26 protein-coding genes are annotated in these 14,495 nt (G+C 35.4%); 1 reads left to right on the top strand and 25 read right to left on the bottom strand.

The window, feature by feature from the left end; all coding sequences use genetic code 11:
* Positions 1-4: 4 nt before the first annotated feature.
* The 22 genes from MKX82_RS28660 to MKX82_RS28555 form a co-directional block, all read right to left on the bottom strand.
* Positions 5-142: a hypothetical protein gene (locus MKX82_RS28660; protein WP_275009329.1), complete on the bottom strand. Its 138-nt coding sequence runs from the start codon at positions 140-142 to the stop codon at positions 5-7.
* A gap of 59 nt (positions 143-201) precedes the next feature.
* A complete protein-coding gene (locus tag MKX82_RS28655; protein ID WP_016204385.1) occupies positions 202-801 on the bottom strand; it encodes a class I SAM-dependent methyltransferase in 600 nt (199 codons plus the stop codon).
* Positions 802-827: 26 nt separating this feature from the next.
* Positions 828-1,394, bottom strand: a complete 567-nt coding sequence (locus tag MKX82_RS28650; protein ID WP_016204386.1) for a peroxiredoxin family protein — start codon at positions 1,392-1,394, stop codon at positions 828-830.
* On the bottom strand, positions 1,391-2,116 hold the full coding sequence (locus MKX82_RS28645; protein ID WP_019380828.1) for a cytochrome c biogenesis CcdA family protein: 726 nt from the start codon (positions 2,114-2,116) through the stop codon (positions 1,391-1,393). Before MKX82_RS28645 ends, MKX82_RS28650 begins: the two co-directional genes overlap by 4 nt.
* Before the next feature lie 19 nt (positions 2,117-2,135).
* On the bottom strand, positions 2,136-2,798 hold the full coding sequence (locus MKX82_RS28640) for a hypothetical protein (RefSeq protein ID WP_016204387.1): 663 nt from the start codon (positions 2,796-2,798) through the stop codon (positions 2,136-2,138).
* Positions 2,799-3,023: 225 nt separating this feature from the next.
* The gene (locus MKX82_RS28635) at positions 3,024-3,416 is read right to left on the bottom strand and encodes a rhodanese-like domain-containing protein (RefSeq protein WP_019380827.1); all 393 of its coding nucleotides are present in this window, start codon (positions 3,414-3,416) and stop codon (positions 3,024-3,026) included.
* A gap of 319 nt (positions 3,417-3,735) precedes the next feature.
* Positions 3,736-4,116 (bottom strand): peroxiredoxin family protein, encoded by a 381-nt coding sequence (locus MKX82_RS28630; RefSeq protein WP_016204390.1) that lies wholly within the window; start codon positions 4,114-4,116, stop codon positions 3,736-3,738.
* Positions 4,117-4,130: 14 nt separating this feature from the next.
* Positions 4,131-4,478 (bottom strand): DsrE/DsrF/DrsH-like family protein, encoded by a 348-nt coding sequence (locus MKX82_RS28625; protein WP_016204391.1) that lies wholly within the window; start codon positions 4,476-4,478, stop codon positions 4,131-4,133.
* A 52-nt stretch (positions 4,479-4,530) separates the two neighbouring features.
* Entirely contained in the window at positions 4,531-5,307 is a 777-nt protein-coding gene (locus MKX82_RS28620; RefSeq protein ID WP_016204392.1) for a sulfite exporter TauE/SafE family protein, read from the bottom strand.
* A 52-nt stretch (positions 5,308-5,359) separates the two neighbouring features.
* The gene (locus MKX82_RS28615; protein WP_016204393.1) at positions 5,360-5,587 is read right to left on the bottom strand and encodes a sulfurtransferase TusA family protein; all 228 of its coding nucleotides are present in this window, start codon (positions 5,585-5,587) and stop codon (positions 5,360-5,362) included.
* A gap of 26 nt (positions 5,588-5,613) precedes the next feature.
* Complete coding sequence (locus MKX82_RS28610) at positions 5,614-6,741, bottom strand: MBL fold metallo-hydrolase (RefSeq protein ID WP_016204394.1); 1,128 nt, start codon at positions 6,739-6,741, stop codon at positions 5,614-5,616.
* 52 nt (positions 6,742-6,793) lie between these two features.
* The gene (locus MKX82_RS28605) at positions 6,794-7,186 is read right to left on the bottom strand and encodes a DsrE/DsrF/DrsH-like family protein (RefSeq protein ID WP_016204395.1); all 393 of its coding nucleotides are present in this window, start codon (positions 7,184-7,186) and stop codon (positions 6,794-6,796) included.
* A 12-nt stretch (positions 7,187-7,198) separates the two neighbouring features.
* Positions 7,199-7,432: a glutaredoxin family protein gene (locus tag MKX82_RS28600; RefSeq protein ID WP_016204396.1), complete on the bottom strand. Its 234-nt coding sequence runs from the start codon at positions 7,430-7,432 to the stop codon at positions 7,199-7,201.
* A gap of 16 nt (positions 7,433-7,448) precedes the next feature.
* Positions 7,449-8,024 carry a sulfurtransferase TusA family protein gene (locus MKX82_RS28595; protein WP_016204397.1) on the bottom strand — a complete coding sequence of 192 codons (576 nt, stop codon included), beginning with the start codon at positions 8,022-8,024 and terminating at the stop codon, positions 7,449-7,451.
* A gap of 60 nt (positions 8,025-8,084) precedes the next feature.
* Positions 8,085-8,381 carry a rhodanese-like domain-containing protein gene (locus MKX82_RS28590; protein WP_016204398.1) on the bottom strand — a complete coding sequence of 99 codons (297 nt, stop codon included), beginning with the start codon at positions 8,379-8,381 and terminating at the stop codon, positions 8,085-8,087.
* 15 nt (positions 8,382-8,396) lie between these two features.
* Positions 8,397-8,759 (bottom strand): rhodanese-like domain-containing protein, encoded by a 363-nt coding sequence (locus tag MKX82_RS28585; protein ID WP_016204399.1) that lies wholly within the window; start codon positions 8,757-8,759, stop codon positions 8,397-8,399.
* Between the two features lie 44 nt (positions 8,760-8,803).
* Complete coding sequence (locus tag MKX82_RS28580; protein ID WP_016204400.1) at positions 8,804-9,283, bottom strand: DsrE/DsrF/DrsH-like family protein; 480 nt, start codon at positions 9,281-9,283, stop codon at positions 8,804-8,806.
* A gap of 124 nt (positions 9,284-9,407) precedes the next feature.
* Entirely contained in the window at positions 9,408-9,671 is a 264-nt protein-coding gene (locus MKX82_RS28575) for a metal-sensitive transcriptional regulator (protein WP_016204401.1), read from the bottom strand.
* Positions 9,672-9,683: 12 nt separating this feature from the next.
* Complete coding sequence (locus MKX82_RS28570; protein ID WP_016204402.1) at positions 9,684-10,055, bottom strand: rhodanese-like domain-containing protein; 372 nt, start codon at positions 10,053-10,055, stop codon at positions 9,684-9,686.
* Between the two features lie 96 nt (positions 10,056-10,151).
* Positions 10,152-10,955: a cytochrome c oxidase assembly protein gene (locus tag MKX82_RS28565; protein ID WP_019380825.1), complete on the bottom strand. Its 804-nt coding sequence runs from the start codon at positions 10,953-10,955 to the stop codon at positions 10,152-10,154.
* Positions 10,936-11,439, bottom strand: a complete 504-nt coding sequence (locus tag MKX82_RS28560) for a DUF2243 domain-containing protein (RefSeq protein WP_016204404.1) — start codon at positions 11,437-11,439, stop codon at positions 10,936-10,938. The genes MKX82_RS28565 and MKX82_RS28560 overlap by 20 nt, the downstream gene beginning before the upstream one ends.
* Positions 11,440-11,589: 150 nt before the next feature.
* Positions 11,590-11,991: a DUF2892 domain-containing protein gene (locus MKX82_RS28555; protein ID WP_016204405.1), complete on the bottom strand. Its 402-nt coding sequence runs from the start codon at positions 11,989-11,991 to the stop codon at positions 11,590-11,592.
* 111 nt (positions 11,992-12,102) lie between these two features.
* On the opposite strand from MKX82_RS28555, the gene MKX82_RS28550 reads away from it, so the two are divergent.
* The gene (locus MKX82_RS28550; protein WP_016204406.1) at positions 12,103-12,282 is read left to right on the top strand and encodes a hypothetical protein; all 180 of its coding nucleotides are present in this window, start codon (positions 12,103-12,105) and stop codon (positions 12,280-12,282) included.
* Here MKX82_RS28550 and MKX82_RS28545 read toward each other — a convergent pair.
* From MKX82_RS28545 to MKX82_RS28535, 3 genes are read right to left on the bottom strand one after another with little or no spacing between them, the layout of a single operon-like run.
* The gene (locus MKX82_RS28545; protein WP_019380822.1) at positions 12,279-13,058 is read right to left on the bottom strand and encodes a sulfite exporter TauE/SafE family protein; all 780 of its coding nucleotides are present in this window, start codon (positions 13,056-13,058) and stop codon (positions 12,279-12,281) included. The two genes, MKX82_RS28550 and MKX82_RS28545, sit on opposite strands and share 4 nt — an antisense overlap.
* Before the next feature lie 60 nt (positions 13,059-13,118).
* A complete protein-coding gene (locus MKX82_RS28540) occupies positions 13,119-13,346 on the bottom strand; it encodes a sulfurtransferase TusA family protein (protein WP_016204409.1) in 228 nt (75 codons plus the stop codon).
* Between the two features lie 11 nt (positions 13,347-13,357).
* Entirely contained in the window at positions 13,358-14,494 is a 1,137-nt protein-coding gene (locus MKX82_RS28535) for an MBL fold metallo-hydrolase (RefSeq protein WP_016204410.1), read from the bottom strand.
* Position 14,495 lies beyond the last annotated feature (1 nt).

The following is a 14,495-nucleotide window of genomic DNA, read 5'->3' as shown; positions in this document are numbered from 1 at the left end:
ACGACTATTTTGTGTTATCTTCATGTCCGTTTTCTTTATTTTTCATGAATGTGTATACAAAATAGCCTCCACCAACAAAAATAACTACCCAAAAAATGGTCATAATTAATCCACCCATACCATAAAACATTATATTCTCCATTGTATTTTCCACTTGTATTCACCACCAAAAGAGTTGCTGAAGGCAACTCCAAAGTTATTTTATTCTCTTTTTTGCGCCACAAACTGAATAACATGTGACAAACCATTATGAAGTTCTCCTTCATTCCTTACAACCTCGCCCATAAAAAAGTGAACAATCCGCCAATCAAAAAAAACGCTTAAAAACTCTTCTGGTTTATAAAGTAGTTCTACGTTTTGTGGTCCTCCACTTTTGTATGGTAGCTGATAAACCGAATACACCTCTGAAATAAAATAACCACCTGGTTTAACTGCATCTTTAACACCTTCAAGTGTTTTTGTACGTAATGCCTCTGGAAAGTGACCAAAAATACAAATCAATTCATCCCACTGCTCTTTATCCCAGTTAGCTTCATTTAAGTCTACAAGCTTTGTTTGAACTGTTACATTTCTATCCTTGGCAAGCTTTTCTGTTTTAGCCAGTCCGGATTGCGCATAATCCCATGCAGTTACATTCATTCCTTGTTGCGCCAAGTAGACTGCATTTCTACCTTCTCCTTCAGCAATAGCCAATGCATCTCCTGATAGGTTTAATTTTTTATGGACATCCGCAAGAAATACGTTTGGATTAGTTCCATAAACATAATTCTCATTTTTAAATCGATCATTCCAGGAATTCATAGCTTGTTCTCCTTTGATTTAATTTTTTAGTCAATACTTTTTATTAATTGCTCCATCATTTCCTTATCCATCGGTCCGACAATTTTCTTTCGAACAATCCCCTGCGAATCAATTATATAACTTGTTGGGATCGTAAAAGCTTGATATGTTTCTCCTGTATCGCCTTTAGTATCAAGCAGTATTGGAAAAGTTAATCCATAATCTTTTACAAATTTTCCAATATCATTTGTGTTCTTTTCTGCAGTAGTTAAATTAACTGCTAAAATTTCTACATTTTCATTTTGTTGATCTAGATAAAATTCTTGCATATGAGGCATTTCAGCTTTACAAGGAGGACACCAAGTAGCCCAAAAATTTAAAATGACTTTCTTTCCTTTATAGTCAGACAGTTTTACTTCTCTTCCTTCTAAAGTCTGGAGTTGAAATTCAGGTGCCAAATTTCCTTCTTTTATTCCACTAATTAAATCATTATTTTCTATTCGATTGTTAAGGGAGGTTTCATCCATATTGTCTTTTTCTGAAAATGCATAGTCATATACTCCCCAACCTAAAAGACCAATCAAACCTACTAAGACGAGTATTTGTTTGTTCATAATCCCACTCCTTCAAAAATCGTGAATGTAGAGAGATAAGCACTGATCTTTTCCATTTGACCAGTGAATAATAACAATCCCATTATGATAAGGATTACTCCATTAACTAACGAAAGCTTTGGTAAAACCTTATTGATTCTTTTAATCACATTTAAAGAGTATGTCACAAGAAAAGATAACATGAGAAAAGGAATGCCTAGACCTAAGGCGTATATCCATAATAAAAACATGCCAGAATAAATCGTTTCAGTTGAACTAGCCAGTAATAAAATGGACGATAAAGCAAGTCCTACACAAGGTGTCCATCCTGATCCAAATGCTAAACCAAGGATAAATGATTTTAGAGAACTAGCTTTGGACTTCCTATTATAATCAAACCGTTTTTCAGTCATTAAAAACTTTATTTTAAACACACCAAGCATCTGTAACCCAAAAATAATGATGAGGAATCCCCCTATCATTTGAATTAATTTCTTATTATCTAAAAATATTTGTCCTACAACACTTGCTGAAGCTCCTAGTAACACAAATACAATACTAAATCCAAAGATAAAACTTATTGAACGAGAAAACAGGACACTCTTCTGGGTATTTACTTTTCCATCTTTTACTGAACCATCGGTTAAATGAGCAACATATGCAGGAATTAATGGAAACACACAAGGTGAAAAAAATGAAAGTACCCCTGCAGTTAATGCAAAAAATATTGTGATATTTTCCAATTCTTACCCACCTATCTTTCTACTGTAGTTTTCTATCCCAAAGGTAAAGAGACAAGATTATTAATCCTACAAAAAACCACTGCTCCATCGAGAAAATAAAAATCGTATTTTCATTGATTAGAACCAATGAGAGTATTATTTTGTAGAATGAAAATAAGACGATGACAGAAAAAAATGATTTATATGAGGATAGAATTTTTTGAACTAGAATGAGTATCAAATTAGTCAACGAATAAATGCCAAAAAGAACATGATAAATGAAATTATCCTCTACAAAGGTGGCGGATAAAAAGTGATAGACAGACAGCACTGAAAAACTAAATAGTAAGCCGTATTTCAAAGTAACTAGCATTGAAATATCTAATTTCCTTGCTTTATAAATAAAGTAGTAGATTGAAAAAATAATAGCTAAAATTAAGCCACTTCTTCCTCCTGTAAAATACAACAACGACAAAGGACTTTTTATTACTAATGAAGGTTCCGTAAGAAGTAAGCTACCTTTCCAAATAAAAAAGCCTAAAAACACGCTATTAGTTAATAAGTCAAATACTGCCTTATTATGTTCCCTATTCGGTAAGCGTAGGAGCAATACTTTTATAAAAACTATTCCAAATAGAATTGCCACTCCAAGAAGAAACCATTTAAGGAGAATCGTAAATGAACCGATTTGAATGATATCCATGGGTACCTCCAAAAAAATTGCTTGATGTTTACACAAAAAGGGGCTGTTTAGCCCCTCTTCTTAAAAGATTCTTTGAAACAAGACGATGACTCCTACCAGGAGCCAGACTAAAATCCCTGGTCATATGGGTGGGAAAAATGACCGTGATTTTTTGTTAGGAATTCCTCAACTACCTTTGCCACAGTTGTTATGATCTTTATTCATATTATCAGCCTACTCCATTACTTATTTTATAATTTCTCCCTGCCATTCTTGAATACCGCCACTTACACTTACAACATTACCATAACCATAGTCTTTTAAAATGTTTGCAGCTTGAAGACTTCGTTTCCCACTTCTGCACAATAGAACGATTTCCGCATCTTTAGAAAGACCTTTATAATCGGATTTTAATGTGCTTAGTGGAATGTTTTTCATCCCTTTAATATGACCTGCTTCATATTCATGGGGTTCACGCACATCAACAAAGATTATGTTACTTGATTTGGGATCCTGTAATTTTTGCTCCAACTCATTAATTGAAATTGTTTTAATGCTATTATTTTCAAACTGGGTATAGCCAAAATATAATACTAAAATGACAAGGGGTAGATATAATGCTATTGTTTTAATCTTCAAGGAAACTCCTGCTTTCAGATGTACTTATAGTGTAAGGACAATAAATTGCCCGCCACCCAATATGGTCTTGGTATAATCAATTTTGACATTATTAAAATATGGTTTACTTGTTTCATGTACTAAAAAACTTATGCCATCTTGTTCAATAATCTCATCATTTTCTAAAGCTGACTCTTCCAGAGCCAGACGAAGCTGAGGTCCCCCTCAACCAATGCCCATTGCAAGACGAATAAATGGTTTTTTTACATCTTTAACTTCTTGTTTTATTTTTGATATCGCAGCATCTGTAATTTTAATCAACGTTATTCCTCCTCAATATTTAAAAATGTACAAACAAATCCGCTGAAACTGCCTCATTTAAAACCCATTTAATGGGGACTTGCTCAGCTGGGTACTTAAATTGCGTATGGTCCTTTATATCTAAGTCCACCACATAAAATTTAACGCCAGATTCAACAGCTATCTCAAGTAAATCGTTAATTGAAGGTGCGTTAAAATCAGCTAGAGCATTAGACAAGTATTCAATTCCATCCGATGGAATAGGAATGTATTTTTGATCTAAAATGTTTACTCCTTTTCGTGAGAAGGCTAAGATCACATCAGCCCCGGATGAAGCAGCTCCAACAGCAACATTTAAAGGTGGGTAAGCAGACTCTAATTCATCATGAAGTGCTAAAACGACAACTTTTTTCGTATTCATGTTTAGTCCCCCTCTTAAAAACTTAAAACAGCATCAGCTTGGTAGGCTGTTTCTAAAAAGGTAACAACGCCCGCGAGTTCTGCCCCTTCTATTAATTCCAAACCATCAGCAATTAACACATTCATTTGACAACCATACAATTTAATTCCCGCATTTAAAGCCAAGTTAAAAAGTAAGGATAGATCTACTCCATGTGTTCTCGTCATTCTTTTTAAATAACGTTTATCTAAAACACGCGCTCCATCAAGATCAAAAAATATGGCGACTTCATTTTTTTGTTCAACCATTTCGATTGATTTCTTCAACACATAGGGAACATTTGAGCTTAACGATACAAAATAAACAAATTTCTTGTTCGTCATTATAACCCCTTCTTTCAAACCTACTATGAATACACTTTATTTTCCCCTGTTTTTACAAAATATCTAACCAAATCTTAACGGCAGTAGCTCCAATTAATAACGCTAAAATGACTTGCAACACTTTGGTATTTACTTTTTTTCCAGCCATTGCACCCAATGGGGAAGCAATTAAACTTGCAACGATCATAATAAAAGCTGGGAAGTAGTCAATTTGTCCGGTCGTAATTTTACCTACTGTCGCTCCGATTGATGAAATAAACGTAATCGCTAGAGAAGAAGCGATCGTCATTCTTGTTGGAATTTTTAATACCACTAACATGATTGGCACTAATAAAAAGGCTCCTGCTGCTCCAACGATCCCAGCCCCCACCCCTACAATAAGGGCTAATAGTGCTGCAAGCCATTTGTTAAATTTCACCTGATCTAATGGAATGTCGTCTATTCCCTTTTTCGGAATAAACATCATCACTGCTGCAATTAAGGCTAATATCCCATAAATTAAATTAATGCCTCCTTCAGACATTAACTTTGATCCAAATCCTCCAACAAAACTACCCACTAAAATACTAGCACCCATATACATAATTAACGTTTTATTTAAATATCCACCTTTTCGGTAAGCCCAAACTCCACCAATAGTTGCAAAGAATACTTGAATCGCACTTATGCCTGAAACTTCATGTGCAGTAAATGCTGCTAAGCCAAATAACGGTGGAATATATAATAACATTGGGTATTTAATAATAGACCCGCCGATTCCTAACATTCCTGAAACATATGATCCAATAAATCCTATTAAGAAAATCGTAATGATGAATCCAAAATCCATGGTGTTACCTCCTTTTGAAAAAAGGGAACCCTACATAGGCTCCCCTTATTTTTTAACCTTTTTTAATCCAAAATTTAAATACATCATTTTCTTCTTCATGCTTAATTAGTTCATGACCACCAGATTTTGCCCAAGCTGTTAGGTCGTTTTTAGCACCTTTATCAGTAGCATGAATTTCTAGAATTTCACCTGATGCTAATTCATTGATTGCCTTTTTTGTTTTTACAATTGGCATTGGACATGCTAATCCTTTTGCGTCTAATACTTTAGTTGCTTCCATTTCGTTATTCCTCCTAAAATAAGTTTTTATCGAACCGCACAACGGTTTGGTCCAATTTCCATTTCACGTTGTTTTTCATCATCTGGGTTAATTTTCCCCATGTTAGTTTCACGAATTTCTTGATACGCATTTGGTTGTGGTGGTAGGTTTTCTGTTACTAATTTTCTGAATTCATTTTCGTCCTCGATGTTTAGACCATGATTTTTTGCAAATAGTGTCCCTAATTTTTCTGATACACTACCATCGTCATTCAATTCATCAATGATCATAAAGTGCGCTGGTAGAACAACTAGTTCTTCTGAAAGCTCTCTGTAACGGATGTACAAACTTTCTCTTAAATCTGCTACCCAGTCTTCTGCCATCCCAGCTAAGTCTGGTCTGCCGATTGAATCGATGAATAGGATATCACCTGATAATAAGAACTGAGAATCCACAACAAACGATGTAGAACCAATTGTGTGACCTGGAGAATACAGGGCATGAATATCGATGGCAGTATTTCCGATTGTTACCACATTTCCATCTTCTAAAGGCTTATACTCAAATGTGACTTCTGTTGCATCCTTTGGTGGTAACCAATACGTAGCACCTGTTCTCTCAGCAATGACTCTTCCACCAGAAATGTGGTCAGCATGAAGATGCGTATCAAATACATGCGTAATTTTTGCACCAATTTCTTTTGCAAAATCAAGATAAATATCAGTCATACGAGTTGCATCGATGATAGCTGCTTCCCCATTTGAGACGACCATGTAAGATAGGCAGCCCTTACCGATACGAACGAACTGATACACTTCACCTCCATCGTTTAAGTCCCCGACCTTCACAGGCTCTAAGTACTCACTCCACGCTTTCATCCCACCTTGCAGGTAAGAAGCCGTTAATCCTTGTTCTGATAACATCTCTGCCACCATTAATGAAGATCCTTCTTTTGCACAAACGACTAAAACTTCTTGATTAGCCGGGATTTTATCTAAGATTCCTTCCACTCCATCCAGTAACTCGAAATACGGAATATTATAATAGTCGAAGTTTTCTCCTTCAATTTTCCAATCTTGAAAGTCACTTTCATTACGAACGTCTAGAATAAATAATGGTTCTTTATTAAATACTTTTTTTGTTACTTCTTTTGAAGTCATAGCCTTTACAGTCATATCATTTTACCCCCTATGGTATATTTAAATTCAAAAAAATAATTAATTTTTATTAAAACGTAAGAGTTACATCTGCATCTTTTGCAAATTCTAAAAAGGTTACAGCTCCACCCACTTCAATTCCATCCACAAATGCTTCCTTTTCTAATCCCATCACATCCATTGTCATTTGGCAACCAATGAATTTGACACCCATTTCTTGTGCCATTGCCACTAACTCAGGTATAGCTGGTACGTTTGCTTTTGCAAACCCTTCAGCAAAATGCTCTTTCCCCTCTGGCATTGGTAGTTGTGTGTATGCCTCTTTATGAATTAAGTTTAATCCTTCAAATGTAAAGAATATGGCAACTTCCTGATCAGATGCTGCTGCAGCTGTTGCGATATTAAAAACTTTATATGCATCAAATAATCCACCATTACTTGCTATAATTGCTACTTTACTCATTCTTAATTCCTCCTAGTTTCTTAATGCTAGCATTATATTATTTGGATCATAACCAACAACCCACTTGCCATTTACCTCTGTTTGAGGCACACCCAGTTGTCCGGTCTTTGCGACTAGTTGGTTCATAATCTCTGGGTTTTCTTCAACATTTACCTCTTTAAAAGGTATAGTTTGATCTGCCAAAAAGTTCTTTAGCATAACACAATACGGACAGCGTGTGGTTGTGTATACCGTTACTGTGCTCATATCAAATTTCCCCTCCTTATTTATTTAAACTATTGGTTTTGCCTGACCAAGCACTCATCCCTGGCACAACATTAATCACATTTGCAAAACCTTTTTCAGCTAATTTTTGAGCTGCGAGATCACTACGGTTTCCAGTTCGACACACCACATAAATCTCATCAGCTGTATTAAGCTCTGAAAGACGATCCTCTAACTCTCCTAACGGAATAGAGATGGCGTTTGGAATATGGTTGAATGCGTACTCCGCTGCTTCTCTAACATCGAGAACAACAATATTCTCGTTAACATCTAGTTTTTTCTCCAACTCTTCATTGCTTGTGATGTTAGGATGTTTTCTTTCAATTGTTCCATCATTGGAAGATTTTCTAAGGTAATGCTTTAACACATCTCCTTGTTCAATTGTGCCTAGATACTGATGTCCAGCGCTTTTTGCCCATGCTTCAAGGTCAGCTTTTGACCCTTTATCTGTTGCTTGAACCTCTAAGACTTGACCAGATTGTAACTCATTCATTGCCTTTTTTGTTTTGACGATAGGCATTGGGCAAGCTAGGCCCTTTGCATCTAATAAAAGATCTGTTTTTAATGAATTCATAATATAAAAACCTCCTGTTTATTACCCTTACGAGTATATTGACTTCTAAAAAAAATCACCTTATTTTGTTTCGCCTTCCCACGCAAGCATTCCGCCTGTCATGTTGGTTACCTTAAACCCATGACTTTCAAGAAATTGACAGGCGCGACCACTACGTGCACCAGAACGACAAACCATGATATAGTCTTGAGACTTATCTAATTCATGCATACGGAATTCTAATAACCCTAGTGGAATGTGGATCGCTCCTGGGATTTTCCCAGTTTCAACTTCATCCACTTCACGAACATCAATCAAGTTTAATGGTTGACCTTCTACTAACGATGTTTCCACTTCTTTTGCTGTTAGTTGTTTCATTTTCTCTCCTCCTTTTTATCTCCAGGCACTCATACCACCTTTTACATTTGTCACGTTCGTAAATCCTAATTTTTTTAATATTTTAGTAGCATTTTGACTTCTCATTCCACTTTGACAAATAACAACTACTTCTTTGTCTTTTGATAGTTCCTTCTCCGCTTTTTGCGCAAGTTGTTGGAGTGGGAGATTTTTAAATCCTTTAATGTTTCTTCCCTTAAACTCCCCAGGAGTACGTACATCAACAAATTGTTTATTCCTATCTTTTAATTCATTCTTTAAATCTGTTGTTGAAATCTGTCTAACACCTTTAGCCGGGATGATTCGTTTAATGATAAATAACAGAAAGAGTCCAATGATTAAATAATTTAGATATTCCAAACTTACTCCCTCCTTTTATGTAGGGGATAATCCCCCTAACGTGTTTAGATAAATAGGTTTACATTTCCATCTTCTGCATCAGCTAAATATGCAGCTACACCTGCATACTCGATATTATCTAAAAGTTCTTCTTTTTGAAGTCCTAATAAATCCATTGTCATCGTACAAGCAACGAGCTTAACATCTTGTTCTTTTGCCATTTCAATTAAGTCTGAAAGTGGCATTGCATTATGCTTTTTCATTACATCTTTAATCATTTTAGGACCGAAACCTGCAAAGTGCATTTTTGACAGACCCATTTTTTCAGCACCTCTTGGCATCATTTTGCCAAACATCTTTTCCATGAAACCTTTTTTCACTTCAATATCTTCATCCTTACGTAGAGCATTTAATCCCCAAAATGTGTGGAAAATAGTTACTTCATGATCATAGGCAGCTGCCCCGTTTGCAATAATATAAGCAGCCATTGCTTTATCATAATCACCACTAAATAATACGATTGTTGTTTTTTTTGTTTCTGTCATGTTTGTTCCTCCTCTTGTTGTTTACCCATTAGGGTATTTTTCTGTATAAAAAATTTTCCTTTTACCTTTACCCCTATGGGTATAATATTATTAAAAATAAAAGAGAGTGTCAACCCCTTTATTTCTATCTACTTCTTACAAGCAGATTGACAGCTTCTTTTAATAGTTCTTCTGTATTTTTCTCACCAATTTCTTCGGCGTTACGAACACATTCCACTAAATTTGAACTGACGACAACTCCAATCGTCCGATCAATCGCTGTTCTTGCTGCAGACAACTGAGTAATAACATCTTTGCAGTCTTTATTTTCTTCCATCATTCTCAAAATTCCTCTAAGTTGTCCTTCAATGCGCTTTACTCTGTTTTTCATTTGGTCGTTGTATTCCATCTGTTTTCCCCCTTAACAATAACTTTCTTTATTTAATTGATTTTCCTTTAATACTGTTTGTGTTTGATTTGTAATTAAATAGCCAACGACCTTAAAATCTCTTTTGCGTAAGAAACGAATCGCTAGATTCCTTTCAAGGCGGTTTGATGCCACTACAATCAAGTCACTTTTTGGGATTTCTGAATAAAACCTATTAAGGTATGCCACTGGAACATTGATGGCTCTTTCTATTGGGCTGTTATGAGACTCAATATAATCTCTTACATCTACGACTATTGATGTTCCCATATCAACGTGATTAGTTATATTTTCAACCCTAAAAACGGGAAAATGTCTTTTAAAAAGAGCAACAATAATGGCACTCATTATTATAGCAACTATCATATGCTGTCTCCTTTACTAATAAAAAAAGGAATGTCTTACAACGTTTATATTATACCCATTAGGGTATATTGTCAATACCTTTAAATTTATTTCTTTTTAACTTTGTAAGAATAATTTTGATGTATCAGATACCCTTCTTTTATTTGTGGATATATACCATTGATAACAAAAAATGAAGATTAGAAATATATCGATCACATCTCCACCATAATACATTAGCACTCCACCCATCTCGGCTTGGGAAATTGGTACACTCTTTGGGGGATGGGCATAAATATACTTTGATAGAATACCGTGGATGCCTGAGGCGATTATTAAAACAATAGAACGATAGAGGAAACTTGTTCTATGGGCAACTGGATCAATATAGATCATGGATACTGTAAAAAGGTATCCTGCTATGAATACATGAACGTGTATAAAGACATAAAGATATAAATTCCCGTGCATTTGTGCGTATAAGTCCGTTGTATAGAGTACCCATAGTCCTCCAATATTTAGAAGCGATGCGATAAAAGGATCACTTACAATGCGGACCGGGTAACTTTTTAATATCTGTGTAAACCGTCGTGCTAATTTCACAGACAGAGTTCTTAAAAAAAGCGTCATCGGTGCAGAAAGCGCAATAAGTAGAGGTCCTAACATCCCAAGAAATAAATGACCTAGCATGTGTATTTTAAGATCCATATGGGCTTGTTCAGCTACCGGTCCCACTACAGCAAGTGCTACAAACAGAACCCCTAAAAGCCAAGATAACGTTCGGTATGGCGACCATTTTTTATGCTTTCGATTGGATAAAACAACTCCCATTATATAAAGAATAATCATTAACACAAATACCAAAATGAAGAAATAATCTAAATAACTATAACCGGAACTATCAATGTGATTGTGATCCACTAAGAATTTCCTCCCCTTGGGATAATTGCTTTCTTGTGCGAAATACGAGAATCACCCCAACAATAATGAGTGCTACAGCAACTAAATTCCACACTAAGTCGTAAGGAAGTATTTCTACATTGTAACGAATCTGATGTATTCTCATGAACTTGTGTTGGATGATACCATCATACAAATTAAAGCCTCCAGCCCCAAGCAATATTCCTCCCCACCATCTTGCAAGCCAAAAAGCATTTCTGCGGCGAAGGTCTGCAAACATAAAAGCTGAAAAGATGGTCGCAAACCAACTAAAAGCATGAAACAGACCATCCGAAACTAGTCCAATATCAGTTGTTGATTTATCATAGAAGTGATGCCAGTGTAGTAGTTGATGAAAAACCGTTTCATCAATAAAAGCTACAAGACCAAGCCCAAATAAAAAGCCACCAAATAAATTGCGATTCGCAAAAATAAACTTTTGTTTTGAGTTTTTAATAATATTCATCCATTTCCCTCCTATATGTTCATATTTAATTATTTTGTCCATTCAACCATTACTTTTAAACAATAGGTGATGAAGAAGGATTTTGATTCTGTTTTCATAATAAAAGAACACTCATAAAGTCACGAGTGTTCTATAAAAAATAACCCAATATCAGCTTTTATTTAGTATCTTCTTTAATGCTTCCTTCTCTTCAAATATTTCTGTTGCAGTCCTAACGCCAAGTCTCCTTATCAGTGGTAATGGAGGACACCACCCCTGTAAAGAATGTTGGATCATAAATACACTTGTTATTCCTGACAATGCCATCCATTTTTTATTGCTTAATAATCCAAGTAAAGATGATATCAATACAATTGATGCAAAGTTAAGTTCTAAAACTCTTTCGGTATCCCATTCATAATTTAATTCTTTAATACGTTTATCTATTTCTTTTTCAGTTTTCCCGTAGTAATTGTTGATATTATGTGCAGTTTTTCGTTCTATATCATTATTGATTCTATCATCTGTGTTTAACTTTACTTTAGTCGTAGTTGGTGGAAATAGATCTCTCATACATTCCCATCCTCTCGTTGATTGGTATATAAACCCATTGAGTTTTTTAAATAAATCTTCTACAATACCTAGTATAACAATAGGAATTAATGGGTATAGGAGGAACCTAATATGAAACGTTTTTTCAAATCTTTTTTCAATGAAAAATGCCCTACTTGTAATAAAAATTTAGTCAGCGATAAAACGAACTCATTACTCTCAATTGTAATCAAATCATGTCCAGATAATCATTTTCAAAAGGAATATCATCCTGCACTTGAGACATACGTTGAAAGTAATAAGGTCTCTTAAAATAAAATATCAGACCAAATTTTAATTGAAGTAGCTAATATGAGTAATGCCAAAATCCATTGTAGGATTTTGGTATTTATTTTTTTACCAAAATTAGCACCAAGTGGCGAAGCGATTAGGCTTGCTACAACCATGATTAACGCTGGATAATATTCGACTTGACCTGTTGTAATTTTCCCAACAGTTGCACCAATAGACGAGATAAACGTAATAGCTAAAGAGGTCGCTATCGTCATTCTAGTTGGAATTTTCAGCACTACGAGCATGATAGGAACTAAAATGAACGCACCAGCAGCACCAACAATTCCCGCACCCACCCCAACAATTAATGCAAGAACAGCTGCGAGCCATTTATTAAACTTCACCTGATCATGTGGGATCTCATCGATTCCTTTTTTAGGTAAGAACATCATCACAACGGCGATTAAAGCTAGAATTCCATATACAATGTTAATTCCACTTTCGGTCATGAGCTTTGAGCCATATCCACCAATAAAACTACCAATTAATATGGCAACACCCATGTATATAATTAACGTTTTATTCAAGTACCCTCCTTTTCTATAAGCCCATACTCCCCCTATTGTGGCGAAAAAAACTTGTACGGCGCTAATTCCAGATACCTCATGTGCACTAAATGCAGCTAATCCAAACAGTGGTGGAATGTATAAAAGCATGGGATATTTAATAATCGATCCACCAATTCCTACCATTCCGGATATGAAGGATCCAATAAAACCGATAAGGAATATAACCACGATAAATCCAATATCCACTTTCTTTTTCCTCCAATCAAAGGGGGAGGGTAACCGTTTAAAGGTACCTTCCCCTAAATTCTATCCTTTTTTTAACCAGAACTTATAAACACCATTTTCTTCTTCATCTTTTAGCAATTCGTGTCCACCCGATTGTGCCCATGCAGTCAAGTCATTTTTTGCCCCTTTATCTGTTGCATGAATCTCAAGGATCTCTCCTGAACTTAATGAATCCATTTCCTTTTTTGTTTTTACAATTGGCATTGGACAAGCTAGCCCTTTTGCATCTAATACTTTTGTTGCTTCCATCTCTTTTCCTCCTATCTCACTGCACAGCGATTTGGTCCAATTTCCATTTCCCTTTGTTGTTCTTCTTCTGGTTTGATTTTACCCATATTTGTCTCACGAATTTCTTGGTATGAATTCGGCTGTGGCGGAAGATTTTCTGTCACCGTTTTTCTGAATTCAGCTTCATCATTAATATTTAATCCATGATTTTGTTGATAAAGTACACCAAGTTTTTCTGAAATACTTCCATCATCATTCATTTCGTTAATTCCCATGTAATGGGCAGGTAAGACTAGAAGATTATCAGCTAGCTCTTTGTAACGTTGATAAAGGGTATTTCTTAAATCTCCTACCCAGTCTTCAGCTTTACCAGCTAGATCAGGGCGACCAATGGAATCAATAAATAAAATGTCACCTGTTAACAAATATTGATCATCAACGACAAAAGATGTACTACCAATGGTATGCCCAGGAGAGTAAATGGCTTTTATGGTTGTCTGTCCAACCTTGTATTCATCGCCGTCATTAATTTGTGAGTAGTTAAATGTGACTTCTTTAGCATCCTTTGGTGGTAAATAATAGGTTGCACCATGTTTTTCAGCAAGTTCTCTACCACCAGAAATATGGTCAGCATGCAAATGAGTATCTAAAACGTGTGTTAACGTAATATTATGTTCCTTTATCATCTCTTCATATGGAGACAACATTCTGTTAGTATCAATTATTGCCCCTTTTCCGTCAGACTCAATTAAATAGGAAAGGCAGCCTTTTCCAATCCGTACAAATTGAAAGATGCTTCCTCCATTTTTCAAATCACCAATCTTTATTGGCTCAAGGTGTTCACTCCAAGCCTTCATTCCGCCTTCTACTGAGTAAACATCTGTAAACCCCTGTTCCATTATTTGTTCGGCGACAAATTCTGATGCACCACCTTTAGCACAAATGACATAAATTTCTTTGCTCTTTGGTAGTTTATCTAATATTGAATCGACTCCTTCTAATAATTCAACGTAAGGAGAATTGATTACCTCTATATTGCGCCCTTCTATTTTCCAATCGTCAAAATCGCTGGTATTACGGGTATCAAGGATGAAAAGGTCTTCATGATTAATGACTTTCTGGGCTAAATCTTTAACAGATATTGTTTTCAGAGCTGTTGTTGTTCCCATG

Source organism: Niallia sp. FSL R7-0271 (assembly GCF_038005785.1).
Classification (GTDB): Bacteria; Bacillota; Bacilli; order Bacillales; family Cytobacillaceae; genus Niallia.
This window is presented reverse-complemented; position numbering and strand designations above follow the sequence as displayed.

Bases quoted from the DNA above. Each gene is read 5' to 3' on its own strand.
- MKX82_RS28660 (WP_275009329.1), bottom strand. From the start codon at position 142: ATGGAGAATATAATGTTTTATGGTATGGGTGGATTAATTATGACCATT.
- MKX82_RS28655 (WP_016204385.1), bottom strand. From the start codon at position 801: ATGAATTCCTGGAATGATCGATTTAAAAATGAGAATTATGTTTATGGA.
- MKX82_RS28650 (WP_016204386.1), bottom strand. From the start codon at position 1,394: ATGAACAAACAAATACTCGTCTTAGTAGGTTTGATTGGTCTTTTAGGT.
- MKX82_RS28640 (WP_016204387.1), bottom strand. From the start codon at position 2,798: ATGGATATCATTCAAATCGGTTCATTTACGATTCTCCTTAAATGGTTT.
- MKX82_RS28630 (WP_016204390.1), bottom strand. From the start codon at position 4,116: ATGAATACGAAAAAAGTTGTCGTTTTAGCACTTCATGATGAATTAGAG.
- MKX82_RS28625 (WP_016204391.1), bottom strand. From the start codon at position 4,478: ATGACGAACAAGAAATTTGTTTATTTTGTATCGTTAAGCTCAAATGTT.
- MKX82_RS28620 (WP_016204392.1), bottom strand. From the start codon at position 5,307: ATGGATTTTGGATTCATCATTACGATTTTCTTAATAGGATTTATTGGA.
- MKX82_RS28615 (WP_016204393.1), bottom strand. From the start codon at position 5,587: ATGGAAGCAACTAAAGTATTAGACGCAAAAGGATTAGCATGTCCAATG.
- MKX82_RS28610 (WP_016204394.1), bottom strand. From the start codon at position 6,741: ATGACTGTAAAGGCTATGACTTCAAAAGAAGTAACAAAAAAAGTATTT.
- MKX82_RS28605 (WP_016204395.1), bottom strand. From the start codon at position 7,186: ATGAGTAAAGTAGCAATTATAGCAAGTAATGGTGGATTATTTGATGCA.
- MKX82_RS28600 (WP_016204396.1), bottom strand. From the start codon at position 7,432: ATGAGCACAGTAACGGTATACACAACCACACGCTGTCCGTATTGTGTT.
- MKX82_RS28595 (WP_016204397.1), bottom strand. From the start codon at position 8,024: ATGAATTCATTAAAAACAGATCTTTTATTAGATGCAAAGGGCCTAGCT.
- MKX82_RS28590 (WP_016204398.1), bottom strand. From the start codon at position 8,381: ATGAAACAACTAACAGCAAAAGAAGTGGAAACATCGTTAGTAGAAGGT.
- MKX82_RS28580 (WP_016204400.1), bottom strand. From the start codon at position 9,283: ATGACAGAAACAAAAAAAACAACAATCGTATTATTTAGTGGTGATTAT.
- MKX82_RS28575 (WP_016204401.1), bottom strand. From the start codon at position 9,671: ATGGAATACAACGACCAAATGAAAAACAGAGTAAAGCGCATTGAAGGA.
- MKX82_RS28570 (WP_016204402.1), bottom strand. From the start codon at position 10,055: ATGATAGTTGCTATAATAATGAGTGCCATTATTGTTGCTCTTTTTAAA.
- MKX82_RS28560 (WP_016204404.1), bottom strand. From the start codon at position 11,439: ATGAATATTATTAAAAACTCAAAACAAAAGTTTATTTTTGCGAATCGC.
- MKX82_RS28555 (WP_016204405.1), bottom strand. From the start codon at position 11,991: ATGAGAGATCTATTTCCACCAACTACGACTAAAGTAAAGTTAAACACA.
- MKX82_RS28550 (WP_016204406.1), top strand. From the start codon at position 12,103: ATGAAACGTTTTTTCAAATCTTTTTTCAATGAAAAATGCCCTACTTGT.
- MKX82_RS28540 (WP_016204409.1), bottom strand. From the start codon at position 13,346: ATGGAAGCAACAAAAGTATTAGATGCAAAAGGGCTAGCTTGTCCAATG.
- MKX82_RS28535 (WP_016204410.1), bottom strand. From the start codon at position 14,494: ATGGGAACAACAACAGCTCTGAAAACAATATCTGTTAAAGATTTAGCC.